This is a genomic window from Ciceribacter sichuanensis (assembly GCF_024055605.1).
In the GTDB taxonomy this organism is placed as follows: domain Bacteria; phylum Pseudomonadota; class Alphaproteobacteria; order Rhizobiales; family Rhizobiaceae; genus Allorhizobium; species Allorhizobium sichuanense.
The window spans coordinates 1,128,041-1,153,032 of sequence record NZ_JAMXLX010000001.1 but is presented as its reverse complement, the minus strand read 5'-3'; the positions used below and the strand labels follow the sequence as shown (position 1 = coordinate 1,153,032).

The following is a 24,992-nucleotide window of genomic DNA, read 5'->3' as shown; positions in this document are numbered from 1 at the left end:
AAGGAAAACATATATCAGTTGCTATGCAACTTTCAGATTAGAGATCGACGTCCAAAATGGCCATCGAAAAATTGTAGGAAAGATCGCCGTCTTCTTCGTCCTTGAACACCACGCCAAGGAACTCTTCGCCCGCATAAACTTCGGCAGAGTCGTTCTTGCGCGGACGTGCCTTAACGGAAATGCCCGGACCGAACATCCGCTTGAAATAGGCGTCGAGTTTCTTGATTTCTTCGGGCTTCACTTAAATTCTCCGTATCGATTCAATTCGGGCCGCTTGTCGCATGCACCGTCCGCAGATGTAAAGACGCAAACGGCGACACTCCCGCCCGGGAACCATGCTTTACCGGGCGGTTATGGCCACTTTGGGATCAATCCTCGGCAGCAAGCATCTGGTCCATGGAACGGGCCGGCTCGGCGCAACCTGCCTCCCCGACAACGCGAGCCGGAACGCCGGCTACCGTCGACCCCTTCGGCACCGGCTTCAGCACCACCGAACCGGCAGCAATACGCGAGCAGCAACCGACTTCGATGTTGCCGAGCACCTTGGCTCCGGCACCGATCATGACGCCGTCGCCGATCTTCGGATGACGATCGGCGCCTTCCTTGCCGGTACCGCCGAGGGTCACACCGTGCAGGATCGAAACGTTGTCTCCGATGCGCGCCGTCTCGCCGACCACGAGACCGGTCGCATGGTCGAGGAAGATGCCCTTGCCGATCCGGGCAGCCGGATTAATATCCGTCTGGAAGACGCTGGAGGAGCGGCTCTGCAGGTATAGAGAGAAGTCGCGCCGGCCGCGGTTCCACAGCCAGTGGGCCAGACGATGGGTCTGGATGGCGTGGAAGCCCTTGAAATAGAGGACCGGCTCCATGAAGCGGGTGCAGGCCGGGTCTCGGTCGTAGACAGCCTGGATGTCGACGCGCACAATCTGGCCCCATTCAGGCCACTCGCGCAGCATTTCATCGAAAGCCTGGCGCAGCAGGATCGCCTGCAGATCCGGGTGATCGAGGCGTTCACAGATCCGGTAGATGACGCAGTCCTCAAGCGAGCGATGATTGAGAATCGTCGAATAGAGAAAGGTTGCAAGCAACGGGTCATGCTCGGCGGCCGACCGTGCCTCAGCCCTGAGGCTGTCCCAGATCGGGTCCATCGACATTACATGTTCTCTCTTGAGGAATTCGCTCTTTGCGGCCATCGCCGGTCTCCTCGTTTCATTCTAGACGACATTATATAGTCCATCCTCGATTCAACATAAATGGGCTCCGAGAAATGAAACACACCAGTGAATTCGCCGCCGGCAAGATCCTCGCTTCAAGCCAGAATGGCGTGGGTATCCTGACGATCGACAACCCGGAGCGCAAAAACGCAATCAACGCCGCGATGTGGCGCGCCATCCCCGAAGCGATGCACTGGCTCGCCACCTGGGGAGAGGCCCGCGTGATCGTCCTCACCGGTGGCGGCACCCGGGATTTCAGCGCCGGCGCGGATATTTCCGAATTTCCGACAGTACGCAAGGACACGGCAACGGCGAAGGTTTACGAAAGCGAAAACAGCGCAGCCTTCGCGGCAATTAGAAACTCTCGCGTCCCGGTGATCGCCGCCATACGAGGCATCTGCTACGGCGGCGGCTTCGGGCTGGCGGCAGCAGCGGACCTGCGCATCGCGGCCGAAGACGCCGCATTCGCGGTACCTGCCTCGCGTCTCGGCCTCGCCTATCCGGCGGATGCCGTGCAGGATTTCTTCCACGCGCTCGGTCCGCAGATTTCGCGCAAGATGCTGTTCACCGGCCTTGCCGTTGGCGCAACAGAGCTCTCCACTGCCGGCTTCCTGATCGAGGTCACCGCTTCCGCTGCCCTCGACGCGGCGGCACTGTCGCTCGCGGAAATCATCGCGGCCAATGCGCCGCTGTCGATACAGGCTTCAAAGCTCGCACTTCGCGCCGTCGCAACAAACGACGACGACCTCTTGCGCGAAGCGGAAATCATCGGGGCGACAACCTTCGACAGCGCTGATTACGCAGAAGGACGCGCAGCTTTCGCAGAAAAGCGCCGACCGGTTTTCAACGGGCGTTAGACGCCCTCAAGCTCGCGATAGAACTCAAGAACAGCCTTCTTGAACACCCGGTCGCCAACAGCCAGCATGTGGTCGCGGTTCGGAATGTCGATAGCCTGCGCATGAGGCATCAAGGCGGCCAGTTCGTGCGGCGAGCCCGCGATGTCGTCCTTCGTTCCGACGGCGATCAGAGTCGGCGCCTCGACCCTTGATATATCCGCGCGACTCACCAGTTCCCTCGAGGTACTGATGCAGGCGGCGAGCGCGAAACGATCCGAATGGGTCTGCTCGGCAAACTGCCGGAACATGCGGCCGCGCGCATGGGTCACATCATCGAGCGACGGCGCGAGAAGCGCTTCTGCAATCGGATCCCAGTCACCGACACCGTCGCACAGGCCGATCCCCAGCCCGCCGAAGACGAGGGATCGAACACGGTCCGCATGCTCGATCGCGAGAAAGGCGGAGATGCGGGCCCCCATCGAATAGCCCATGACATGGGCCTGCTCGATGCCGAGATGAGTCAGCAGTGCTGCGGCATCTCCGGCCATCAGGGAGGGATAGTAGGCCTCCTGCTCATGCGGCCGGTCGCTTGCACCATGTCCCCGATTGTCGAGGGCGATCACGCGATAGCCAGCCTCACCCAGGGTCCTCAGCCATCCCGGATAGACCCAGTTGACGTTTGCCGTCGAGGCGAAGCCGTGAATCAGCAATACCGGCTCACCCGCGGGATCCCCCTCGTCGAAATAGGCCAGTTGGAAGCCATCATGCATGAAGGAAGAGAAAGGAGGCGCATCGAGATTCATCGGTCATTCCTGTCGGCAACATTGTGGCGCAACAATATTGAAAGCTGCGTCGGCCTCAAACCCCTCTCGATGTGTTTTTCTGTGACTCCCTATCGTGTTTGGCTCTACCCTTTTCAAAGGAAGGAAGATAATGTCCCGGCACTTTCGAATGGCATAGCGGAGAAAAACATGGCCGGGCACAGCATTCCCCATTTCCAGAACGACGGCGGTCACGCGGTGATCGAGATCGGCGTGAAGGAATTCATGTGCACGGGCGCATCGGCTCCCTTCGACCATCCGCATATCTTCATCGACATGGGACATGACGACGAGAAGGTGTGCTCCTATTGCTCGACGCTCTACAAGTACAACCCGTCCCTCAAGGCGGAGCAGACCAACCCGCCGGGTTGCGTCTACCACGTGAAGGCGGCCTGAGCGGCGCTCCTGATCGGCCAGTTCCATGACCATCAAGACCGCCGCCATCATCGGAGCAGGCGTGGCGGGCTTGACTGCTGCGCTTTCGCTCGCACGGCATGGCATCCATGTCGATATCCTGGAACAGGCACCGCAACTCGGTGAAGTGGGAGCCGGTCTCCAGCTCTCGCCCAATGCTACCCGCATTCTCGCCGAACTCGGCGTATTGCCGGACATCGAACGCCATTGGCTGGAGCCGGACGAGATCCGGCTCGCCTTGGGCACGTCTCTCAAGCCACTTGCCACCGTTCCTGCCGGGCGCTTCGCCCGCGAGCGCTGGCGCGCGCCCTACGGCGTCCTTCATCGCTCGACGCTGCAACAGGCGCTGTTGACCGCGGTCATTCGTAATTCCCTTTGCAGGCTCCATCTTGGACAGCGGATCGAAAGCGCCACCCCCTCGGCGATCGAGACCATAACCGGGACGAGGCCGGAACTGGTGATCGGAGCGGATGGCGCGTGGTCTCCGGCGCGAAAACTGATCGAGGGCAGTCCGAAGATCGCCTTTTCCGGCAACATCGCCTGGCGCTTTACCGTTCCCGCCGCCGGCGCCCCCGCCTTCCTGAACAATCGCTGCGTTACCGCCTTTCTCGGCCCCAAGACGCATCTGGTCTGCTATCCACTGAACGAAATCGATGGCTTTAATTTAGTCGCCATCGCCGCGGGGATGAATCCCGGCGAAACCTGGGCGGCTCAGGGAAGCGATATCCAGCACGGCATGCTGCTGGCGCAGTTTTCCGGTTGGAATCCCTTCATTCTGGCGCTTCTCGCGGGCGTGAAACAGGCGACATTCTGGCCGCTCTATGAAGCCTCGCCGGGACGCTGGCAGAACGGTCGCGACACTGTCCTGATCGGGGATGCGGCCCACGCAATGATGCCATTCTCAGCGCAAGGCGCGGTCATGGCCATTGAGGACGGGTTCGAGCTAGCCGGTTATGTCTCCGGCTCCCTTCCTCTCCCTCAGTCGCTTGCGGCATTCGAAACCCTCCGCAAGGCGCGCGCGGGTCGCGTAAAGGCGCGCGGTGCCTTCAACAAATTCGTCTATCATGCCCGCGGACCGGTTCGCGTTGCGCGCGACATCGTTTTGTCGCTGCGCCAGCCGCAGAGCCTCGCCGCTGATTTCGACTGGCTCTACGGCTATCGCGCAAAGGGTTGAACTCAGATCGCCGCCGCGGCGGCGAAGCCCTTTTCAAGATCCGCGATAATGTCCTCGACATTCTCCAGACCGATCTGAAGGCGGATGACCGGACCTTCTTTCGGCGCCTTGCAGATCTTGCGATCGTCGAGATTGACCATCACGGCAAGGCTCTCGTAACCGCCCCATGAATAGCCGAGACCGAAAATATCGAGGCTATCAAGGAATGCCCGCGCCTTGGGCTTGAACCGGGCCGGATCGTCAACCGCCAGCACAAAGGAGAAGATGCCGCTCGCGCCCTTGAAGTCGCGCTTCCAGATCTCGTGACCCGGGAAGCTCGGCAAGGCGGGGTGCAGCACGGTTGCAACATCCGCCCTGCCCTCAAGCCACTGGGCCACAGCAAGAGCCGCCTTCTGGTGGGCCTCGAGGCGCAACCCCATGGTCCGGAGGCCCCGCAGGATCTGATAGGAATCATCCGGAGAGACGCAGATACCAAGTGTGATCCTCGCCTCGTCCAGCGCGCGCCAATAGGTCTCGTTGGCCGAGACGGTACCGAACAGCACGTCCGAGTGACCGGACGGATATTTGGTCGCCGCATGGATCGAAATGTCGGCGCCGAAATCAAGCGGACGAAAATAGAGCGGCGTTGCCCAGGTGTTGTCCATCGTCACCACGCAACCGTGCTTGTGCGCAACATCGGCAATGACGCGAATATCCTGCATTTCGAAGGTGTTGGAACCCGGCGCCTCGGTATGCACCAGCTTGGTGTTCGGCTTGATCAGGGCTTCGATGCCCGCGCCGATAGTCGGGTCGTAATATTCGACGCTCACGCCGAGACGGGTGAGCATCGTATCGCAGAAATGACGGCACGGCGAATAAACCGAATCGACGATCAGGGCATGATCGCCGGCAGACAGGAATGCCAGGAAAGGAACGGTGATCGCAGCCAGGCCCGAGGGAACGAGAATGGTGCCGGCGGAGCCTTCCAGTTCATCGATCGCATTGCAGAGCGCATCCGTGGTTGGTGTAGCCCGTGTACCGTAGGTGTATTTCTGAGCACGCGTTTCCATCGTCCGCGTGTCGGGAAACAGCACCGTCGAGGCACGCACCACCGGCGGATTCACGAAGCCGAAGAAATCCGACGGATCGTTGCCGATATGGCAAAGTTTCGTGTCCGTACCGGCTTTGGCCAGCATCTCTTTTCGGTTCTTCATGGGTGATTTGTACCTTTGCTGAGGGGGTCTTTCGATCGACATTTGTGACGACCTGCATCCAACCGGTCAAGTGGCGCCAAGTGACGGAATGATATGTGTAAAGCGCAACCCAAAGCGTTTGCAGCCGGCGATTTTTTGTTCATTGCCTGCCTCAACGAGCCGAAAACTGCCTCATTTTCAATCGGCTTTAGCAAATTGCCGCCTTTCTGCCCGATTTCAACCATCAACACTTGACCACACATTCATTTACGACTGTGATAGGTCGTCCGCTCCGGGAGGCCAGCGGACCGGCGAGCACGACCGTACACAGTTACGCAACTCGCTGTGAGGCAAAAGACAACAAGATAAGGGTTGGGAAAATGAACAAGAAGATTCTGTCCGCCGCGCTCGGCGCCGCAGTTCTCGGTTTCGGCGCTGCGGCTGCCAATGCTGGCGTGCTCGACGACGTGAAGGCGAAGGGCTTCGTCCAGTGCGGCGTGAACGGCTCGAATCTCGCCGGCTTCGGCGCGCAGGACTCCTCGGGTAACTGGACCGGCCTCGACGTCGATCTGTGCCGCGCCGTCGCTGCTGCCGTGTTCGGTGATGCCACCAAGGTCAAGTACACGCCCCTTTCGGCGAAAGACCGTTTCCCGGCGCTGCAGTCTGGCGAAGTGGATATGCTTGCCCGCAACACCACCTGGACGATCAGCCGCGATTCGCAGCTAGGCTTCGATTTCCGCGCGGTAAACTATTATGACGGCCAGGGCTTCATGGTTCCGAAGAGCCTGAACGTGAAGTCCGCGCTGGAGCTCTCGGGCGCTGCAGTCTGCGTACAGTCCGGCACCACGACCGAACTCAATCTCGCCGACTACTTCAAGGCCAACAACCTTGAATACAAGCCGGTTGTTTTCGAAAAGCAGGAGGAAGTCGACGCTGCCTACCAGTCCGGCCGTTGCGACGTCTACACGACCGACCAGTCGGGCCTGTATTCGATCCGCCTGTCGCTTTCGAACCCGGCCGACCACGTGATTCTGCCGGAAATCATCTCCAAGGAGCCGCTCGGCCCGGGCGTTCGCCAGAACGATTCCAAGTGGTTCGACATCGTGACCTGGGCACACTACGCCATGGTTACGGCCGAAGAGTTCGGCATCACCTCGGCCAACGTCGATGAGATGACCAAGTCGGCCAACCCGGACATCAAACGCTTCCTCGGAGAGGAAAAGGACCAGACGATCGGCAAGGATCTCGGCGTGGACGAGAAGTGGGCCTACAACATCGTCAAGCAGGTCGGCAACTACGGCGAGAGCTTCGAACGCAACGTCGGCGAAGGCTCGAACCTGAAGATCCAGCGCGGCCTCAACGCTCTGTGGACCAAGGGCGGCCTGCAATACGCCCCGCCGATCCGCTAAGGCGACCGGCATTCGTGGGGAGGCGCGCCTCAGCGCCTTCCCACTGGTCATAAATGAAGAAGACGGCCCCAAACGGCTGCGAAGAGGGGATAACGCATGGCAGTGGTCGCCACCAACGGAGACGGCGCTGGCCGTCCGGTACAATCATTCATTTACAATCCGGCTGTCCGGCAGTTTGTCTATCAAGCGCTGACAGTCATAGCGATAGTCTGGATTTTCTGGTTTGCCGGTTCCAATGTGATCGCAAACCTCCAGAAGGCCAACATGACAGCCGGTTTCGGCTTTCTCAACGGTCGCGCGGGTTTTGACATCGCGCAGACGCCGATCAGCTACTCAAGCGACGAATCCTACGCCAGGGCACTGCTCGTCGGCTTCATCAACACTCTGATCGTTGCAGCCTGCGGCATCGTCACCGCTACCGTCATCGGCCTACTGGTCGGCATCGGTCGCCTTTCGAACAACTGGCTGATCGCGCGCCTGACGACCGTCTATGTGGAAGTCTTCCGCAACATTCCGCCGCTGCTGGTCATCTTCTTCTGGTACAAGGGTGTGTTGTCGCTGCTTCCGGACGTGCGCGCGTCTCTTGAGCTGCCGCTCTCCATCTTCGTGAGCAACCGTGGCATCTACATGCCGGCTCCGGTATTCGGCGAAGGCGACTGGGCCATACTCGCCGCGTTTATCATCGGCATCGTTGTCGCCATCGTCTACACGAAGTGGGCGAACAGGCAGCAATTGCTGACCGGTCGTCGCCCTCCGGTTCTTCTGGTCAATATCGCTCTGATCGTCGGGTTGCCGTTCGTCGTCTTTGCGGTACTCGGCTTCCCGTTGACCTTCGACATTCCGGAACTCGGCAAGTTCAACATGCGCGGCGGCACAGTCATCGGCCCGGAATTCCTATCGCTCTATCTGGCTCTTTCCTTCTACACCGCAGCCTTCATCGCCGAGATCGTGCGGGCCGGGATCAAGGGAGTGTCGAAAGGACAGAACGAAGCAGCCGCGGCACTTGGTATCCGCTCGGGTCTCACGACCCGCCTCGTCGTGCTGCCGCAGGCGCTACGGATCATCATTCCGCCGCTCACCTCCCAATATCTCAACCTGACTAAGAACTCATCCCTGGCGGTCGCTATCGGTTACGCCGATCTCGTGGCAGTCGGCGGAACGATCCTCAACCAGTCCGGTCACTCGATCGAGATCATCGCGATCTGGATGGCGATCTACGTGTCGATCAGCCTTGCGACATCGCTGTTCATGAACTGGTTCAACGCCAAGATGGCCCTGGTGGAGCGCTGAGATGGACAAGAACTCCGTTTCCTACGTACGGCACGAATTCCTACCTGCCCTTCCCGCCCCGACCAGTGACGGTTCCGCCAGCGGCTGGTTGCGCAAGAACCTCTTCTCCACGCCGCTCAACAGTCTGATGTCCGTTCTGTTCGGCGTGGTGATCGTCTGGTTTGTCGTGTCGAGCATCGACTGGCTCTTCCTTTCGGCGGTCTGGAGCGGCGACGGACGCGCGGCCTGCGCCACCATCGCCCAAGGCGGCACGCAGCCAGATGGCTGGAGCGGCGCTTGCTGGGCCTATGTCGGTGACTGGTTCACCCAGTTCATGGTGGGGTCCTATCCCCGCGACCAACTCTGGCGCCCGATCCTGATCGCCATCCTGTTCGTTAGCCTGCTTGCCTCGATGCTGATCCCGTCCTTCCCCCGCAAGGGACTGAACGCGATCCTGCTGCTGGTAGCCCTGCCAATCCTGGCCTATGTCCTTTTGCTCGGTGGCTACTTCGGTCTCAGCCACGTCGAGACGACCCAGTGGGGCGGGTTGATGGTAACGCTTATCCTCTCCTTCGTCGGCATCGTCGTGTCATTGCCAGTCGGGATCCTGCTGGCGCTCGGACGCCGGTCGAAAATGCCGATCGTGAAGGCTGCCTCCGTTGGCTTCATCGAACTGGTGCGTGGTGTTCCGCTGATCACCGTGCTGTTCATGGCCAGCGTGCTTCTGCCGCTGTTCCTGACGCCCGGCAACAACATCGACAAGTTCCTTCGCGCGCTGATCGGCGTATCCATCTTTGCGTCCGCATACATGGCGGAAGTGATCCGCGGCGGTCTGCAGGCCATCCCGAAAGGCCAGTACGAAGGTGCCGATTCACTCGGTCTCAGCTACGGGCAGAAGATGACCTTCATCATCATGCCTCAGGCGATGAAACTTGTCATTCCGGGCATCGTCAATACCTTCATCGGCATGTTCAAGGACACCTCGCTGGTGTCGATCATCAACATGTACGACCTGCTGGGAATCGTGAAGGCGAGCTTCGGCGACGCCAACTGGCTGACACCGGTCACGCCACTCACGGGCCTGATCTTCGCCGGTTTCATCTTCTGGCTCTTCTGCTTCGGCATGTCGCGATATTCCGCCTTCATGGAACGACATCTCGACACTGGCCACAAACGATAATTCAGGGAAACACCACACATGGCTAACACGCAACCTGCCAAGATGACCGTCTCCGACACCGATGTGATGGTCGAAATCATCAACATGAACAAGTGGTACGGTGATTTTCACGTGCTGCGCGATATCAACCTCAAGGTGATGAAGGGCGAACGTATCGTCATCGCCGGCCCGTCCGGCTCGGGCAAGTCGACGATGATCCGCTGCATCAACCGCCTTGAGGAACACCAGAGCGGCAACATCATCGTCGATGGAACCGAACTGACCAATGACCTGAAGAAGATCGATGAAGTGCGGCGCGAAGTCGGCATGGTGTTCCAGCACTTCAACCTCTTCCCACACCTGACCATTCTTGAAAACTGCACGCTGGCGCCAATCTGGGTGCGCAAGATGCCGAAGAAGGAAGCCGAGGAAGTCGCCATGCATTTCCTCAAGCGAGTGAAGATCCCCGAACAGGCCAACAAGTATCCCGGCCAGCTTTCCGGTGGCCAGCAGCAGCGCGTGGCGATTGCTCGCGCTCTGTGCATGAAGCCCAAGATCATGCTGTTCGACGAGCCGACCTCGGCGCTCGACCCGGAAATGGTCAAGGAAGTGCTCGACACCATGGTCGGACTTGCCGAAGAAGGCATGACCATGCTCTGCGTGACCCATGAAATGGGCTTCGCCCGCCAGGTCGCCAACCGCGTGATCTTCATGGACCAGGGGCAGATCGTCGAACAGAATTCTCCGGCCGAATTCTTCGACAACCCGCAGCACGAGCGCACCAGGCTGTTCCTCAGCCAGATCCTGCACTGATCAGCAATGTGATGTTATGAATAAAGCCCGCCGGTCGGTTCAGACCGGCGGGCTTTTACATTCCCGCATAGTTGTTCGTCCGGAGCTGTCCCGACCTCAGGGGCACCAGGGATCCTGCTTGCCCATTCGGGGTTTGGCCAGCCCTTCTGAAACGAGAATCGAGCCCAGAGACCGGCCGTTCCGGGCCACGACGCGCGCACCGCCGGCTTCCTGTCCCCTCAGCGAGGAAAACTCGAAGTCGCCGCCATTCAGCAGATCGCGCAGCCGTACCTTGGCAGCAAAGCCCTTCTCCCGCTCCTGCTGGCAACGGGCCCCCTCGGTGGCGGGCGCAACGATATCGGCGAGCGCGATACGGGTCTTGTGATACCAGAAGGTGTCGCCGCTCGATACGCAGTTATCCAGGCCTGATGTTCCACAGAAATAGAACTTGCCGGAAAATCCCTTGCCGAGCAGGATGGTATCCGTCCTGCGCTCATCCGGAGCCGCCGGCTTGGCCGCGACCTGATTGACAGTTGCGCCACCGACCGGAGCCGGTGGAACGGGGCCGGTGGAGCGCTTCGCCTCCTGTTTCGGCTTTTCCGCGGGTGCCACAGCATTTACCGTCGTCTGCCGCTCCTTACGCTCCGGCTTGTTCGCAGCCTCGGTTCGTAGGGCCGTCGGCTGAACCCTCTCCTTCCCGGAAAGGTAGGCCAAAACCGGTGCGGGCAGTTTATCGCGGTTATCATAGGCAGCGATGCCTCCAGCCACGACAAGCAACGCACCCAGCCACGGCCAGACGCTACCTGAGCTCTGCCGGCTTGCGGCTTTCTTGCGCTTGCGTGGCGCACGTTTCATCTGGGTGGTGCCTGCCATGGGAGCCTCTCTTCTGCGAGGTTTGACACTCCAAGGGTTTGCTCAAGATTGGTAAATACTTGCTGAACTGTCCCGATATGGATCGCTTCATGCACCGGATTTCACGCGCCGCCACTGCGTGGGCGCCGAACACGCTCAAAGAGACAAAAACGGCCAACCCATTGAGTGCATTGAGCCCACTCATTCGCCGACTAATAGATAGAAAGGATTATATCCATCAATAGCCCCATCAGGCGGCTTCACAAAGCCTGCAAGAAATGTGCAGATTCCCTATCACCTGAAACGGTGGGGAGGAACAACAATATGACAACAAAAACAAACCTCTGCACGAACAGAGGCCGATGTCCGGATACATCCGCGATGGAGCTTTCGCCGGAAAGATGCGCCCCTCGCGGGGGATAGCGACCATCGAAACGCGAAGCCTTAAGGTCTCGCGCGAAACAGGAAGAGAATAGCGCCTTTATTGACCGGGCAGATGCCCGGGACGGTCGCCTGCGCTCTTTCACACCCTTTCCATGATGATGATTCTGCCGCGGACGGCACCGTTCCACGGAGCCTGATCGCGTGCCGATGATTCGCTCGTAATCGGAGGCATGCGATGCGTGCCGTGCGTATCTGCGTTACTGCCGCTCTCCCCCTGATGTTCATCCCCACCGCGTCTGCTTGGGCCGCCGAACGTTCCACCCCGATCCGCGCCGCCTTTCTGGAGGAAAAAGCGGCTGCGCTCGCACCCTATGCCTTCGTGCGCTTCTGCGTCGAGGCGCCAGAAGAATGCACGCCGAAACAGGGAGCCGAGAACGTGCGTCTGAGCGCCGATGTCGCCCTCGACATTGCTTCGATCAACAAAAGTGTCAACCACGGGATCGCGCCACGCAACGACAGGCGCGGACGCGACATCTGGACTTTATCCCCCCGTTATGGCGATTGCGACGACTATGCGGTTACCAAGAGAAGAAGACTTGTAGAGGCTGGTCTGCCCGCCCGCTCTGTCCGTCTCGCCATAGGGCGCACGCCGGACGGCCAGGGACATGCCGTCGTCATCGTCAGAACCAGAAATGCGGATCTCGTTCTGGATAGCCGGAGCGATGCAATCAAACGGGTGAACGAGGTCGACCTCGTCTGGATCAAGATGGAGTCCGCGGATAATCCGAAATGGTGGTATGCGCTTTAAGAGATTGCACTTCGGGCGCGAAGGCAAGGCGCAAGGGACCGCGGCGGAAAGAAGAGGCCCCGTAATCGGACCCACTGGGAACAAGCTTTAGTCGCAACAGAAATCCAGTGCGGTCGCACCTTTATATATATATCAATACGTTATGGGTGTGTTTGGCGACCCCTGCAGGAATCGAACCTGCGACAACCTGCTTAGAAGGCAGGTGCTCTATCCAGCTGAGCTAAGGGGCCGTTCCATCCCGTCGTTTATGCCCGACGGGATCATGCGGGCATCGGCAAGGTTTCAGACAGTCCTTAGTGAGTCCAGGGCTGAAGGCGGTTGAAGCGGAAATTATCGGTGTAGGAAACGACCTGACGCTTCGCTTCCTTCGGCTGGATCACACGATATTCGATGCCTTCGCGCTTGGCATAGGCTTCCGCCTGCTCCAGCGTATCGAATACGAGCTTCAGCTGCTGCCGGGTATCGGCGGAGCTGGTGTAACCCATGATGGGATCGATCTTGCGCGGAATGGCCTGATCGAATTCGAGGATCCAGACATGGGTCTTCGCCTTGCCGGACTGCATCGCGGTCTTTGCGGGGCGGTAGATCTTCGCGGGCATGGTCGCGTTAAACTCCAGAAGTGACGGCAGGAAGATCCTTTTCCGTCGTTTGATCTTGGCACCTGCCGCAGATCATATGACCGCGGCGAATTCGAACAGTCGAAGTGCAGAGATTCGAAATCGATTAGATCTTTGAATTTCAACACCTTTGAAACACGATCGACAATTCGCAACGATCGCGTTTCCGTTCCAAATTCTCAAGTGTTCTTGCCCCATTTGGGCAATTCGATCAACTCATATTTTGGACCGTATTCCGCCCGCTCCAGCTTGAGGATCGGGACACCCCCGGAATAGGAGCGATGTCATCTCCCCGGACCAGAAGGATGAAGAAGGCCGAGCCGACAAGAATCGAGCAATCCGGATTATTCGCAGCAGCCCTTGCGCGCCGGAAAAGGAGCATTCAGCGCTTCAAGCATAGCCAGAAAGCGCGTCCGCACCCACAATCCGATCACGGTGCATATTCAGATATATATGGAAAACTGAATTCCTCAATCATATCAATGAGGAAGATCTCGGAGTGGAGAGATTCGAACTCCCGACCCTCTGGTCCCAAACCAGATGCGCTACCAGACTGCGCTACACTCCGTTGCAGTGATAAAGTCGCAATACACGGTTCGCCATTGAGCCGCAACATTAAAAAACCGGTATCCGCATGATGATCTGCGCGGTCGGCACTGGCTATTTCGACTGGGTTGCCATTGCTGCAATGGTGACCTGGGCGCCGCGACCAATTCCCAGTTCGGCGGCGCGACCGCCCCGGATTTCCAGCACGAAGCGAACCGGCCCGCCGGATGAAATGATCGATTCGGAATAAGGAACGGCGCCGCTGGCCACCCGCTGAACACGTCCGGCCCCATCGATGAACAGCATGTCCAGAGAAAGTGGAGTATTCTTCATCCACATCATCACGTCCCGCTCCAGACCGAAGTCGAAGATCATGCCTTCGTCATCACCCAGCTTTTCGCGATACATCAAGCCACGCTCGCGCTGCTCAGGACTCAAGGCCAGTTCGACCTGAAACTCGTGCGATTTGCCTTCCGGCGTTTCGATACGCAGTTGGCTTCTTTCAAAACGGACATCATCGGCAGCAAAAAGACCTGCCGGTACCAGAAACAGAAAAAGCGCCATAAGGGCGCTCTTTGCAAGTTTTGTCATTTTCACACGAACCTCAATGCGCACGGGCAGCCGGCGCCGGATTGTCGGGGTGGATCTCGGCGGCCATCAGGCCCTTGTCGCCGGGACCGAAACGGACCAGCACGGTCTGTCCGGGCCGCAATTCGGTCAGACCGAATCGGCGCAGGGTCTCCATGTGCACGAAGATGTCTTCGGTTCCCTCGCCGCGCGTCAGGAAGCCGAAGCCCTTGGTGCGGTTGAACCACTTGACCAACACGCGCTCCAGACCGCTCGTCGGCGTAACCTGTACGTGAGTACGCACCGGCGGAAGCTGCGAAGGGTGAACGGCCGTCGACTGGTCCATCGAGAGAATGCGGAAAGCCTGGTAGCCGCGATCACGCTTCTGGATCAGGGCAACGATACGGGTTCCTTCCAGAATGGTCTGATAGCCATCACGGCGCAGGCAGGTCACGTGCAGCAGCACATCCTGCATCCCGTTGTCCGGTATGATGAAGCCAAAGCCCTTGGCTACGTCGAACCATTTCACGACGCCGGTGATTTCGATCAGGTCAACGGCTTCGCCGGACAGTTCCTCGAAACCAGAGAGCCCTTTCGGTAAAATCCTGTCCGCCATCTCCCAAGCCCCTCGAAAACGCGTCACACGGTAAAGTTAATCGATTCTTGACGCTCAGATTAACATTCTCGTAATGGATCTGCGCAAGTCCTAGATTCAGATATTCCCAGATGCTTTTTGGGCTATGAGGCTTGCTCGAAACTTTCGCCTGTTCCATATCCCTACAGTCATATGGAGAACCTTCATGCGTTATCTTCACACAATGGTTCGCGTCAAAGATCTCGACGCCTCCCTAGATTTTTACTGTAACGTTTTCGGACTCACCGAAATCCGCCGCATGGAAAACGAGAAGGGTCGCTTCACTCTTGTTTTCCTCGCAGCACGCGACGATATCGATGCTGCCCGGAATAACTCCGCTCCCTGTCTCGAACTAACCCATAACTGGGATCCGGAGGATTATACCGGAGGACGGAATTTCGGTCACCTCGCCTATGAGGTCGATGACATCTACGCCATCTGCCAGAAGCTGATGGATCGTGGAGTGACGATCAACCGCCCTCCCCGCGACGGCCACATGGCTTTCGTTCGCTCTCCCGACGGCATTTCCATCGAGATCCTGCAAAAGGGTGAGAGCCTGCCCGGGGCAGAGCCCTGGCTCTCCATGCCGAATACCGGGGTCTGGTAACTATTGGGAGGCTGGCACCCGCCTCGCACAAGCTATTCCTTCTAGCCTGATGCCTTGAATGGTTCGCCGTATCCGGCGCACCGCACTCGGACCACAGTGAGACGGGCAGTCGGAAAACCGCTGTGCGTGTTGCTTGAGCCGACCAAGAGGTATCTACGCATGGCATCTCGCTTCGTCCGGGCTAATCCCGCCATCCACTCGCTGCTTGTCGGCGCCAGCCTGCTGGCGCTGGCCGGCTGCCAGACCAATCAACTGGTCGAGACCATGGAAGTCGGCGATGCCGCGCCCGAGACGTCTGCTGCCGTTCCCAAGAAGAACAAAGGTGCCCTGCCCGCGTCCGCTTCCGCTTACACCGATCCGCTCGTCGTCAGCGTTCCCAACAGCAAAAAGGTACCTGCCTCGGCGCACGCCAAAGCGCCTGCCTCCCCGGATCCCGTCCAGCAGGTTGCGGCACCCGCCAATCTCGGTGAACTGACCATGCAGCCGACCACGGTATCCGCCGGTCGCAGCAGCATTTTCTCGGCACCGGCCCAAGCCGCCATGCCGGAATCGGAAGACCTGACGGCTGGTGCCGAAACGACGTCCCTTGCTGCGAACGGCAACGCGTCTTCCAGCATCGTTCCCACCGACCTGCCCTCACGGGCCGTCAGTCCCATGAACAAGAGCCTCTTCAGCGCCGATCTGCCGGAGCCAGTCGAACCCGCGCGAGAAGCCGCCGTCATGCCCGATTATTCGGAACCGGCTGCTCCGACGAAATATGATGCGGCCGAGCCAGTCTCGCTTGCAGAGGAAGAGGGGCAGAAGTCTGCCACCGCGGTTCCAGCCACTGCAGCGGAGCCCGAGGTCGCCTCGGCAGACGCCCCACAGAAGAAGCGAAAGTGGATGCCGTCCCTCTCCGAACTCCTCTCCGGAGGTAGGAAGAGCAAGGCCGAGCCGAACGCATCGACAGAGACCCGCTGAAGCGCCTGTTGCCTGCCTCTTTTGTCAAACGTCGAAAACCAGCATGATCGCCAACATGCTGGTTTTGTTCATTTATCGATCTATTTTCCACAGGCTGGCCGCGACTGTCATTTTTTTGCAAGAAATCGAAATTTGCCGCTTGCGGGAATAAAACGACCTGACTATAAGGGCCTCCACGGAGCGCACGCGCCCTTCGTCTATCGGTTAGGACACCAGATTTTCATTCTGGGAAGAGGGGTTCGACTCCCCTAGGGCGTGCCACTCCTGTTTCATTTCCCCCCAATAATATCGTGATTAAAAGCCGCGTCATAGCGGTTCGCCAATGCGAATTGTCCGCCAAAATACCGGCTCATGCGGGTATTCCGTCTGTCTTCCACGGCCTTGAATTTTTTTCGAAATTAGAATGAAAAAACAGCAAGATTCCGCTTGCGGCTTTTTCAAACCCTGCATATAAGGGCGCCACACCACGAAGCGCACGCGCCCTTCGTCTATCGGTTAGGACACCAGATTTTCATTCTGGGAAGAGGGGTTCGACTCCCCTAGGGCGTGCCACTTCATCTCTCATCAGATTATCAAAAAATGATGCCTGGCGAGCGGTCGAGCCGCCGCTAAGCGATAGCTTTGTAGCGTCTTACTTGCCTTGGCTGCCTTACGGGGCTTTGGCAGCATCGAGGATGCGCATCTGCACGCGCCTTGTACCCTGCCAGTGATCGGCGCTCAGAGAGCCGGCAACATGAACCTGCATGCCGCGGCTCTTCAGCAGGAAATCGCCAAGCGGGGTTTCAGCGGCACGGAAGGCAATCCCGTCGACTCGCGAACCGTCCTGCGCCTCGAGCGTGACCTTTACATGCGTCGTGCCGACAGGCCGTGCATCCTTCAGACGATGGGACGGAATGGCGAAGATCGGCTGTGGATGACCGGAGCCGTAGGGACCGGCCGATTCGATCTGATCAATCAGCGCCACGGTGGCCGCGGACGCACCGAGTGCTCCATCGATCTTCAGGGCGCGGTTGGCGGCAAGCGTCGCAACCTGCGCGGAGGACGCCTCGTCGAAGAATGTCCGCAGCCGCCCGAGATTCGCACGCTCGACGGTAAGGCCAGCAGCCATCGCGTGGCCGCCGCCCTTGAGCAACAGGCCGGCATCCACGGCAGCCCGCACCATGCGACCCATATCGAACCCATTGATCGAGCGGCCGGAGCCTGTGCCCCGTCCTGAAGGATCAAAGGCAATGGCAAAAGCGGGCCGCCTGAATTTCTCTTTAATACGCGCAGCAAGCAGACCGACGATGCCGGGGTGCCAGTTATCTCGCGCGGTCACGATCACGGAAGCCGATTCCCCCGTGCCGTATTCGGCAAGCACTTCCGCCTCCGCTTCGGCCAGCATCACGGCCTCCATCGCCTGGCGTTCGCGATTGAGTTCATCCAGCCTTACGGCGATCTCGTCGGCCTGTGCGGCATCATCAAGGGTCAAAAGGCGGCTTCCGAGTGCCGCGTCACCGATACGACCGCCGGCATTGATTCTCGGTCCGACCAGAAAGCCGAAGTGATAGGGCGTTACCGGGCCGCCAATGCCTGCCACCCGCAGCAGCGCGGCGAGACCTGCATTATTCTGGTGGCGCGCGGCGATCAGGCCCTTCACGACATAGGCACGGTTCAGGCCCTTGAGCGGCACCACATCGCAGACGGTGGCGAGCGCCACCAGATCGAGCCACGCCAGGAGATCGAGCGAACGCGCCTTCGGATGACCAGCCTCGCGCAGCATGCGCAGAGTGGCCACAAGCACCAGGAAGACCACACCGGCGGCGCAGAGATGCCCTTGCCCAGAAAGATCGTCCTCGCGATTCGGGTTGACCAACGCGAGGCAGGCCGGCATCTCGTGCCCCATCTGGTGATGATCGATCACGACGACATCCATCCCGCGATCGGTAGCCGCGGCCAGTGCATCGATGCTGGTGGAGCCGCAGTCGACCGTGACGATGAGCTGTGCGCCCCTGTCGATCAACTGGCCGATCGCAGTCGGGTTTGGCCCATAGCCTTCGAAGATGCGATCCGGAATATAGATTTCTGCCTCGACGCCGAAGTGGTGCAGGAAACGATAGAGCAGCGCGGAGGATGCCGCCCCATCGACATCATAGTCACCGAATATCGCGACCTTCTCGCCGTCCCGGATCGCCGTGACCAACCGTTCACCGGCTTTCGCACAGTCGGTAAGACGCAAAGGATCAGGCATGAGGGAGCGAATGGTCGGATCAAGGAAGGCCGGGGCTTCATCGACACCCACGCCACGTCCGGCAAGAACGCGCGAAACGATCTCCGGAAGACCATGCAACTGGCTGATCGCAAGCGCCCTGTTCTGCCCTGCCTGATCAAGACGGGAAACCCAGCGCTGCCCTGAAACAGACTGCTCGACGCCCAGAAACGCGCGCGGGACAGGATCTACCGGTTCTTCCATGCGTGAAATGCCCATTATACCTGCTCTTCTTCTACAGGTCCTCGGGCAAATGAACAGCCCTTCGGGCTTTCACAAGAGGATGTCCGCGCAGTCTTCCACGACGCACGCAACGATAAGCCGATCAGCGAAGCGGTTTCCCATGAATGGGATGCTTGTCAGCAAAGCGTGTCAGGCAAGAAGCCAGGCAACTGAGCCGAACGGGATCATCATCAAGGATACGAAAAGAAGGATGATCGCCCAGTTGCGGATGCCTTCGAAGTCATCGTCCTCCAGCCGCCTGACTTCGCTGACGCTCCACGGAGCGATCTGAACACTCTGCCAGCCGGAGTCATATCCCCGGACCGGCGACAGATGTGCCGATTTCTTAATGTGGATCATTCAAGGCTCCTCCCAAGACCCCTAAATCATCGGAATGAATAAAATCTACGCTGCTCTGCAGAAATATGCGAGAGCCCTCGCGGCGCATTTTACAAAAAAATGAAAATATACTCAGATATAAGCAATTTATACTGCAATGCAGCATAAAAACAAAGACCAACTACCTCCCATTTTTTGCATTGCAAAACAAGCAAGTTAATCTGTCTGTGCAAATTTCAGGACGACAGCTTTGAGCGATTCGCTCCGGATCAGAAAATCAGTAAAGCGAGGCCGATCAACGGCAGCACCGACAGCGCCAAGAAGATCAGAATCATTGCCCAGTTGCGTCCGCCCTCGAAATCGTCGTTTTCCGATGGCGGATCGTCGGGCCAATCCTCAATAAAAGCTTCACCTGAGTCTTTGCCTTTTACCCCGGTATTCTTGCCAGATATCGCCGTTATTTGCGGCGGCATTCCTGCATAGGACATAAGGGCCCTCCCCCCCTGAGAACCAGCACAACCACTGGATGACTATTATAACATTATTCCATCCAATGCCACGATCATATTCATTACATGTGATATGTAAATATTCATACTTATGGATATGATCGGACCGTCCAAAAGCAACGAACCCGCCGTGCAGAGCGCGGCGGGTTCGTTGTTATGGTGTTTTTGAGAGAAGCCGCGCTTTCGCTCAGGCGGTTTTCGGACGTTCGATGCGGATCACCTGCGGTTCGCCGATCAGGTAGCCTTCGTGCTTGATCGCCGAGACGGCCTTGCGAACGGCATTCTCCATCGTCGCATGGGTGACGAGGACGATCGTCACCGGAGCGTCAGCGGTCGTATGCTGGGAACGCTGCACGATCGACTCAAGCGAAATCCCGTTTTCCGCCATCTTGGTCGCAATGCTGGCGAAGACGCCGGCGCGATCCACCACCGAAAGCCGGATGAAGTAACCGCCTTCATGGCTCTTCATCTTCGCCTGGCGGTAGGGCTCCAGAAGAGCTGCGGGACGGCCGAGCACCGGCACCTGCTGGGCGCCCGGACGGCTCTTGGCGATATCGGTGATATCACCGAGAACAGCGGAAGCGGTGGCATTGCCGCCGGCACCGGGGCCGACCATCAGCAGTTCACCGAGGATATCGGATTCGAGCGCCACGGCGTTGGTCACGCCATCCACCTGGGCAATCACCGAGTCGAGCGGCACCATGGTCGGATGGACGCGCTGTTCGATACCGGTTTCGGTACGCTGCGCGACACCGAGCAGCTTGATGCGATAGCCAAGTTCGGCCGCCGCATTGATGTCCTCGATCGAAATATTGCTGATGCCTTCCAGATAGATATCGTCAGCGGCGATTTCGGAACCGAAGGCGAGCGTCGTCAGGATGGCAAGCTTGTGAGCGGTGTCGTTACCCTCGATATCGAAGGTCGGATCGGCCTCTGCATAGCCCAGTCGCTGCGCTTCCTTGAGGCAAGCCTCGAAGGAAAGTCCTTCCTTCTCCATCCGTGTCAGGATGTAGTTGCAGGTGCCGTTCATGATGCCGTAGACGCGCGAAAAATTGTTGCCGGTCAGGCTTTCGCGCATGGCCTTGATGACCGGAATGCCACCGGCAACCGCAGCTTCGTAGTTGATCAGCAGACCTTTTTCTTCCGCAAGGCGCGCGAACTCCACGCCGTGACGGGCGAGCAACGCCTTGTTTGCGGTCACCACATGGACGCCACGGGCAAGTGCGGCACGCACGGACTTGTCCGCCGCGCCATCGGCGCCGCCGACAAGTTCAATGAAAACGTCGATATCGGCGTTCTCGGCGAGAGCCACGGGATCATCGAACCAGGTAATGCCGGAAAGATCGACGCCGCGATCCTTGTTTCGGTCGCGAGCGGAAACCGCGGTAATCGTGATCGCTCGACCGCAGGCAACCGCAAGCGCGTTGCTACGCTGCTGTATGATCCGGACGAGCGAGGCACCGACGGTACCCAGACCCGCTATGCCAATTTTCAGGGCATCAGCCATGGTTCTTTCCTGACATTTCGAATTCGGAAGTCGGGCGGCCACGAACGGGCCGCCCCTGGATCTCAACGGTGGGCGTTGAGAGAAATCACATTATGCATGGTATCGTCTGCCGTCGAGAGGAAGCGCTTCAGATTGCGCGCGGCCTGACGGATGCGGTGCTCATTCTCCACCAGTGCGATACGGACGTACTCATCGCCCTGCTCGCCAAAGCCAATGCCGGGAGCAACCGCGATATCGGCCTTCTCGACGAGCAGCTTGGAGAATTCGAGCGACCCCATGGCGCGGAACTTTTCCGGGATCCTGGCCCAGGCGAACATGGTGGCGGCTGGCGGCGGAACCTCAAAGCCAGCCTTGCCGAAGCTTTCGACCAGCACGTCGCGGCGACGCTTGTAGATGGAGCGAACTTCCGCGATGTCAGAACCGTCGCCATTCAGGGCATGGGTCGCGGCCACCTGGATCGGCGTGAAGGCACCATAGTCAAGGTAGGACTTCACGCGGGTCAGCGCCGAAATCAGACGCTCGTTGCCGACGGCAAAGCCCATGCGCCAACCGGGCATGGAGAAGGTCTTCGACATGGAGGTGAACTCGACGGCGATATCCATCGCGCCTGGAACTTCCAGCACGGACGGCGGCGGCGGGCCATCGAAGTAGATTTCGGAATAAGCGAGATCGGACAGGACAATGATGTCGTGCTTCTTCGCAAACGCGATCACATCCTTGTAGAAGTCCAGCGAGGCGACCTGCGCCGTCGGGTTGGACGGGTAGTTGAGGATCAGCGCCAGCGGCTTCGGGATCGAGTGCTTGACCGCGCGCTCGAGTGGCGGGAAGAAGGTTTCGTCCGGCTCGACCGAGATCGAACGAATCACGCCGCCGGTCATCAGGAAGCCGAAGGCGTGGATCGGATAGGTCGGATTGGGGCAAAGCACCACATCGCCCGGCGCAGTGATCGCCTGCGCCATGTTGGCGAAGCCTTCCTTGGAACCGAGCGTGGCGACGATCTGGGTGTCCGGGTTGAGCTTCACGCCGAATCGGCGGGCATAATAGGCAGCCTGGGCGCGGCGAAGGCCGGGGATGCCCTTGGACGAGGAATAACGGTGCGTGCGCGGGTCCTGGACCACCTCGCAGAGCTTGTCGACGATGGCCTTCGGCGTCGGAAGATCGGGGTTACCCATGCCGAGATCGATGATATCGGCGCCACCGGCTCGCGCGCTCGCCTTCAAACGGTTGACCTGTTCGAAAACATAAGGCGGCAAACGCCGAACTTTGTGAAACTCTTCCATCTTCAACCCCTGGGACCGTGCGGATTTCTGCCGCGACAGGCGCGTTCGTTCTTCTGGCCATCGCCCATCCCGCAACGAACCGCAAAACCGGGACAGGACGAGTGTAATGCATGGAATGCGGTAGCGGCAAATTTTGGCGCAAATCCGCAAGCCGCCGACAAAACTTCAGGAAACAGGCGCCGGTTGCATTTGAGTTGCTTTGCTTAAAAACAGCCTGAAACGCAAGCGCTATTTGGTGATCTGAGCCTGAGTCTCGGCGCCGTGCTGAGCCGCGAGCTTGCGCAATTCCTGCACGCGACGCTGATATTCGGCTTCCGAGATCGCGCCGGAACGACGGGCGGCGCCGAGCGAGGACAACTTCCGCTGCAGATCGCCGGCTTCCTCGTTGCTCATCTGAACGCTCGCCGCGGTCAGTGATCCGGAGAAATCCGGATAACCATCGGGAGTGGTCGAGGAGACCGTCGGACCGACAGGCGCATCCGGATCATCGACCGTCACTTCCAGCGAGGCCGGCGTGGACGAGGCAGCGGCGGCCTTATCCTTCGTCGACGTGCAACCGGACAACAGGAGAATCGCGGCGGCGGCACCAAGCCCGAGACGCGCTGCCATTCCGTTTGTCCAAGTGCTGTCGATCATTATCGGTATCCGCTGCCGGTCGTGGTTCGGTTGAGGTCGAAAGAGCGGACTGCTTAACTGTCAGTCCGGGCTTTCGTATTGCTGGAACTTGTAGTCGTTTTCGGGCAGGATGTGCAATTACAAAAGACGCCGGAAAAACGATCCTGGGGAGGACGGCTTGAGCAGCGAACGCGAAGACGCGCGACAGAATGGTTCGGGAACGGCTGGCTTCGACCCCAAGCTGATCGAGCCATACATCGTCAGGGATCCAGAAACGCTCGCCGTCAACGTCGCGCGGGCGATGGAAAACCTCGGGAAAGCCGCGTCTACCTGGCTTGCGCCGCGCGAACGTGGCGAGATTGTCGATCCGGTTTCGGAACCGATGACCGAACTCGTCAAGACGATGTCGAAGGTCACCGAATACTGGATGGCCGACCCGAAGCGCACGCTCGAGGCGCAGACCCATCTTATGGCCAGTGTCTTCACCATGTGGTCGCGCACGCTTTCGCGATTCTCGGGAGCCGCCAGCGACCTGCCGCCCGAACCGCCGATCAAGGACAAGCGTTTCACCGACGAGGACTGGCAGCGCAACCCGTTCTTCGATTTTCTGCGGCAGGCCTATGTCATCCTCAGCGACTGGGCGGAAAAGCTGGTCAACGAGGCGGAGGGACTGGACGAACACACCCGCCACAAAGCGGCCTTCTACGTTCGCCAGATCACGGCGGCGCTTTCACCGACCAATTTCGTCGTCACCAATCCGCAACTCTACCGGGAGACGGTCGCGAGCCACGGCGCCAATCTCGTCAAGGGCATGCAGATGCTGGCGGAAGACATCGCCGCCGGACGCGGAGAGCTTCGACTGCGCCACACCGACACCAGCAAATTCGCTGTCGGCGAAAACATGGCAGTCACGCCCGGAAAGGTGATCGCGCAGAGCGACATCTGCGAAGTGATCCAGTACGAACCCTCGACCGAGACCGTCCTCAAGCGGCCACTGCTGATCGTTCCGCCATGGATCAACAAGTTCTATATTCTTGACCTCAACCCGCAGAAATCCTTCATCAAATGGTGTGTGGCTCAGGGGCACACCGTGTTCGTAATTTCCTGGGTCAATCCGGACGAGCGTCATGCCGACAAGGGCTGGGAATCCTATATTCATGAAGGGATCGACTTCGCGCTCGATACAGTCGAGAAGGCCACCGGCGAGCGGGAGGTGAACGCCATCGGCTACTGCGTGGGCGGTACGCTGCTGGCCGCAGCTCTTGCTTTGCATGCCCGGCAGAAGGACCGTCGCATCGCAAGTGCGACCTTCTTCACCACACAGGTCGACTTTACCTATGCGGGCGACCTCAAGGTCTTCGTCGATGAAGCACAGATTGGCGGACTGGAAGAGCGCATGCGCCAAACCGGTTATCTCGACGGCTCGAAGATGGCGGCAGCGTTCAACATGTTGCGCGCCTCCGAACTCATCTGGCCATACTTCGTCAACAGCTACCTGAAGGGCCAGGACCCAATGCCCTTCGACCTGCTCTACTGGAATTCCGATTCCACTCGCATGGCGGCGGCGAACCATTCCTTCTATCTGCGCAACTGCTACCTCAACAACAATCTGAGCGAGGGCCGGATGCAACTCGCCGGCAAGACCTTGTCTTTAAAGGACGTGACGATCCCGGTCTATAATCTCGCCACTCGCGAGGATCACATCGCGCCCGCCAAGTCGGTTTTCGTCGGCAGCGCGCTGTTTGGCGGCCCGGTCGAATACGTGCTGAGCGGTTCCGGCCACATCGCCGGCGTGGTCAATCCGCCCGACAAGGTGAAATACCAGTACTGGACGAACGGCGCTCCCGTCGGTTCCTATGAGGATTGGGCCGCGAATGCGAAGGAAACCGCTGGCTCATGGTGGCCCCACTGGCATGCCTGGATCGAGGCGCTCGACAGCGAACGCGTGCCCGCCCGCAAACCAGGCGGCGGTGCGCTGAACGCCATTTCGGATGCTCCCGGAACCTACGTTCTGGCGCGGGTCTGAAGTTCAAGGGC

The 24,992-nt window shown here is 59.1% G+C and carries 25 protein-coding genes and 4 tRNA genes; 13 read left to right on the top strand and 16 right to left on the bottom strand.

The genetic code is table 11. The annotated features are described in order from the left end of the window. Window positions 1–37 precede the first annotated feature (37 nt). Window positions 38–241, bottom strand: a complete 204-nt coding sequence (locus NBH21_RS05680) for a DUF3126 family protein (protein ID WP_099057700.1) — start codon at window positions 239–241, stop codon at window positions 38–40. Between the two features lie 127 nt (window positions 242–368). Then, window positions 369–1,193 (bottom strand): serine O-acetyltransferase, encoded by an 825-nt coding sequence (cysE, locus tag NBH21_RS05675; RefSeq protein WP_250914615.1) that lies wholly within the window; start codon window positions 1,191–1,193, stop codon window positions 369–371. Between the two features lie 74 nt (window positions 1,194–1,267). Here cysE and NBH21_RS05670 point away from each other — a divergent pair, with 74 nt between their 5' ends. Further along, the gene (locus tag NBH21_RS05670; RefSeq protein ID WP_250914614.1) at window positions 1,268–2,071 is read left to right on the top strand and encodes an enoyl-CoA hydratase-related protein; all 804 of its coding nucleotides are present in this window, start codon (window positions 1,268–1,270) and stop codon (window positions 2,069–2,071) included. Here the strand turns inward: NBH21_RS05670 and NBH21_RS05665 are convergent. After that, complete coding sequence (locus NBH21_RS05665; RefSeq protein WP_250914613.1) at window positions 2,068–2,853, bottom strand: alpha/beta fold hydrolase; 786 nt, start codon at window positions 2,851–2,853, stop codon at window positions 2,068–2,070. The two genes, NBH21_RS05670 and NBH21_RS05665, sit on opposite strands and share 4 nt — an antisense overlap. A 168-nt stretch (window positions 2,854–3,021) precedes the next feature. On the opposite strand from NBH21_RS05665, the gene NBH21_RS05660 reads away from it, so the two are divergent. Both NBH21_RS05660 and NBH21_RS05655 read left to right on the top strand, forming a co-directional pair. Then, a complete protein-coding gene (locus NBH21_RS05660) occupies window positions 3,022–3,267 on the top strand; it encodes a zinc-finger domain-containing protein (protein ID WP_112830162.1) in 246 nt (81 codons plus the stop codon). A 25-nt stretch (window positions 3,268–3,292) separates the two neighbouring features. After that, window positions 3,293–4,459 carry an FAD-dependent monooxygenase gene (locus tag NBH21_RS05655; RefSeq protein ID WP_250914612.1) on the top strand — a complete coding sequence of 389 codons (1,167 nt, stop codon included), beginning with the start codon at window positions 3,293–3,295 and terminating at the stop codon, window positions 4,457–4,459. Between the two features lie 2 nt (window positions 4,460–4,461). Here NBH21_RS05655 and NBH21_RS05650 read toward each other — a convergent pair whose 3' ends face one another. Beyond that, on the bottom strand, window positions 4,462–5,652 hold the full coding sequence (locus NBH21_RS05650) for a cystathionine beta-lyase (RefSeq protein ID WP_250914611.1): 1,191 nt from the start codon (window positions 5,650–5,652) through the stop codon (window positions 4,462–4,464). A gap of 359 nt (window positions 5,653–6,011) precedes the next feature. Here NBH21_RS05650 and NBH21_RS05645 point away from each other — a divergent pair, with 359 nt between their 5' ends. From NBH21_RS05645 to NBH21_RS05630, 4 genes are all read left to right on the top strand, one after another. Further along, complete coding sequence (locus NBH21_RS05645) at window positions 6,012–7,040, top strand: amino acid ABC transporter substrate-binding protein (RefSeq protein WP_250914610.1); 1,029 nt, start codon at window positions 6,012–6,014, stop codon at window positions 7,038–7,040. Window positions 7,041–7,136: 96 nt separating this feature from the next. Then, window positions 7,137–8,330, top strand: a complete 1,194-nt coding sequence (locus tag NBH21_RS05640; RefSeq protein ID WP_250914609.1) for an amino acid ABC transporter permease — start codon at window positions 7,137–7,139, stop codon at window positions 8,328–8,330. 1 nt (window position 8,331) lies between these two features. Continuing rightward, window positions 8,332–9,489: an amino acid ABC transporter permease gene (locus NBH21_RS05635; protein WP_250914608.1), complete on the top strand. Its 1,158-nt coding sequence runs from the start codon at window positions 8,332–8,334 to the stop codon at window positions 9,487–9,489. Between the two features lie 18 nt (window positions 9,490–9,507). Further along, on the top strand, window positions 9,508–10,281 hold the full coding sequence (locus tag NBH21_RS05630) for an amino acid ABC transporter ATP-binding protein (RefSeq protein ID WP_163905316.1): 774 nt from the start codon (window positions 9,508–9,510) through the stop codon (window positions 10,279–10,281). Window positions 10,282–10,377: 96 nt separating this feature from the next. Here the strand turns inward: NBH21_RS05630 and NBH21_RS05625 are convergent, their stop codons facing one another. Further along, window positions 10,378–11,133 carry a nuclease gene (locus tag NBH21_RS05625; protein ID WP_250914607.1) on the bottom strand — a complete coding sequence of 252 codons (756 nt, stop codon included), beginning with the start codon at window positions 11,131–11,133 and terminating at the stop codon, window positions 10,378–10,380. 598 nt (window positions 11,134–11,731) lie between these two features. On the opposite strand from NBH21_RS05625, the gene NBH21_RS05620 reads away from it, so the two are divergent. Next, window positions 11,732–12,304 carry a transglutaminase-like cysteine peptidase gene (locus NBH21_RS05620; protein ID WP_250914606.1) on the top strand — a complete coding sequence of 191 codons (573 nt, stop codon included), beginning with the start codon at window positions 11,732–11,734 and terminating at the stop codon, window positions 12,302–12,304. Between the two features lie 153 nt (window positions 12,305–12,457). On the opposite strand, the gene NBH21_RS05615 is transcribed toward NBH21_RS05620, so the two are convergent. The 5 genes from NBH21_RS05615 to NBH21_RS05595 all read right to left on the bottom strand — a co-directional run bounded on the left by NBH21_RS05615 (window position 12,458) and on the right by NBH21_RS05595 (window position 14,650). Further along, a tRNA-Arg gene (locus NBH21_RS05615) sits at window positions 12,458–12,534 on the bottom strand. 63 nt (window positions 12,535–12,597) lie between these two features. Next, window positions 12,598–12,903 carry an ETC complex I subunit gene (locus NBH21_RS05610; protein WP_250914605.1) on the bottom strand — a complete coding sequence of 102 codons (306 nt, stop codon included), beginning with the start codon at window positions 12,901–12,903 and terminating at the stop codon, window positions 12,598–12,600. 512 nt (window positions 12,904–13,415) lie between these two features. Then, window positions 13,416–13,489: transfer RNA gene (locus NBH21_RS05605), tRNA-Pro, on the bottom strand. Between the two features lie 92 nt (window positions 13,490–13,581). Continuing rightward, complete coding sequence (locus tag NBH21_RS05600; RefSeq protein ID WP_250914604.1) at window positions 13,582–14,058, bottom strand: DUF192 domain-containing protein; 477 nt, start codon at window positions 14,056–14,058, stop codon at window positions 13,582–13,584. Between the two features lie 13 nt (window positions 14,059–14,071). Continuing rightward, window positions 14,072–14,650, bottom strand: coding sequence for a cold-shock protein (locus tag NBH21_RS05595; protein ID WP_250914603.1), 579 nt, complete (start codon window positions 14,648–14,650; stop codon window positions 14,072–14,074). 184 nt (window positions 14,651–14,834) lie between these two features. Here NBH21_RS05595 and gloA point away from each other — a divergent pair, with 184 nt between their 5' ends. From gloA to NBH21_RS05575, 4 genes are all read left to right on the top strand, one after another. Further along, on the top strand, window positions 14,835–15,275 hold the full coding sequence (gene gloA / locus NBH21_RS05590) for a lactoylglutathione lyase (protein ID WP_250914602.1): 441 nt from the start codon (window positions 14,835–14,837) through the stop codon (window positions 15,273–15,275). A 159-nt stretch (window positions 15,276–15,434) separates the two neighbouring features. Beyond that, window positions 15,435–16,235, top strand: coding sequence for a hypothetical protein (locus tag NBH21_RS05585; RefSeq protein WP_250914601.1), 801 nt, complete (start codon window positions 15,435–15,437; stop codon window positions 16,233–16,235). 186 nt (window positions 16,236–16,421) lie between these two features. Continuing rightward, window positions 16,422–16,496: transfer RNA gene (locus NBH21_RS05580), tRNA-Glu, on the top strand. A gap of 216 nt (window positions 16,497–16,712) precedes the next feature. Next, window positions 16,713–16,787 (top strand) — tRNA-Glu (locus NBH21_RS05575). Window positions 16,788–16,884: 97 nt separating this feature from the next. On the opposite strand, the gene recJ is transcribed toward NBH21_RS05575, so the two are convergent. The 6 genes from recJ to NBH21_RS05545 form a co-directional block, all read right to left on the bottom strand. After that, the gene (gene recJ, locus NBH21_RS05570) at window positions 16,885–18,687 is read right to left on the bottom strand and encodes a single-stranded-DNA-specific exonuclease RecJ (RefSeq protein ID WP_250914743.1); all 1,803 of its coding nucleotides are present in this window, start codon (window positions 18,685–18,687) and stop codon (window positions 16,885–16,887) included. 168 nt (window positions 18,688–18,855) lie between these two features. Beyond that, on the bottom strand, window positions 18,856–19,065 hold the full coding sequence (locus NBH21_RS05565) for a hypothetical protein (RefSeq protein ID WP_250914600.1): 210 nt from the start codon (window positions 19,063–19,065) through the stop codon (window positions 18,856–18,858). A gap of 248 nt (window positions 19,066–19,313) precedes the next feature. Continuing rightward, window positions 19,314–19,532 (bottom strand): hypothetical protein, encoded by a 219-nt coding sequence (locus NBH21_RS05560; RefSeq protein ID WP_250914599.1) that lies wholly within the window; start codon window positions 19,530–19,532, stop codon window positions 19,314–19,316. Window positions 19,533–19,740: 208 nt separating this feature from the next. Then, the gene (locus NBH21_RS05555) at window positions 19,741–21,060 is read right to left on the bottom strand and encodes a homoserine dehydrogenase (RefSeq protein WP_250914598.1); all 1,320 of its coding nucleotides are present in this window, start codon (window positions 21,058–21,060) and stop codon (window positions 19,741–19,743) included. A gap of 62 nt (window positions 21,061–21,122) precedes the next feature. Further along, window positions 21,123–22,340, bottom strand: a complete 1,218-nt coding sequence (locus tag NBH21_RS05550; RefSeq protein ID WP_250914597.1) for an LL-diaminopimelate aminotransferase — start codon at window positions 22,338–22,340, stop codon at window positions 21,123–21,125. Between the two features lie 228 nt (window positions 22,341–22,568). Continuing rightward, a complete protein-coding gene (locus tag NBH21_RS05545; protein WP_250914596.1) occupies window positions 22,569–22,976 on the bottom strand; it encodes an SHOCT domain-containing protein in 408 nt (135 codons plus the stop codon). A 109-nt stretch (window positions 22,977–23,085) separates the two neighbouring features. On the opposite strand from NBH21_RS05545, the gene NBH21_RS05540 reads away from it, so the two are divergent. Then, the gene (locus NBH21_RS05540) at window positions 23,086–24,981 is read left to right on the top strand and encodes a PHA/PHB synthase family protein (RefSeq protein ID WP_425340375.1); all 1,896 of its coding nucleotides are present in this window, start codon (window positions 23,086–23,088) and stop codon (window positions 24,979–24,981) included. Window positions 24,982–24,992: the final 11 nt, after the last annotated feature.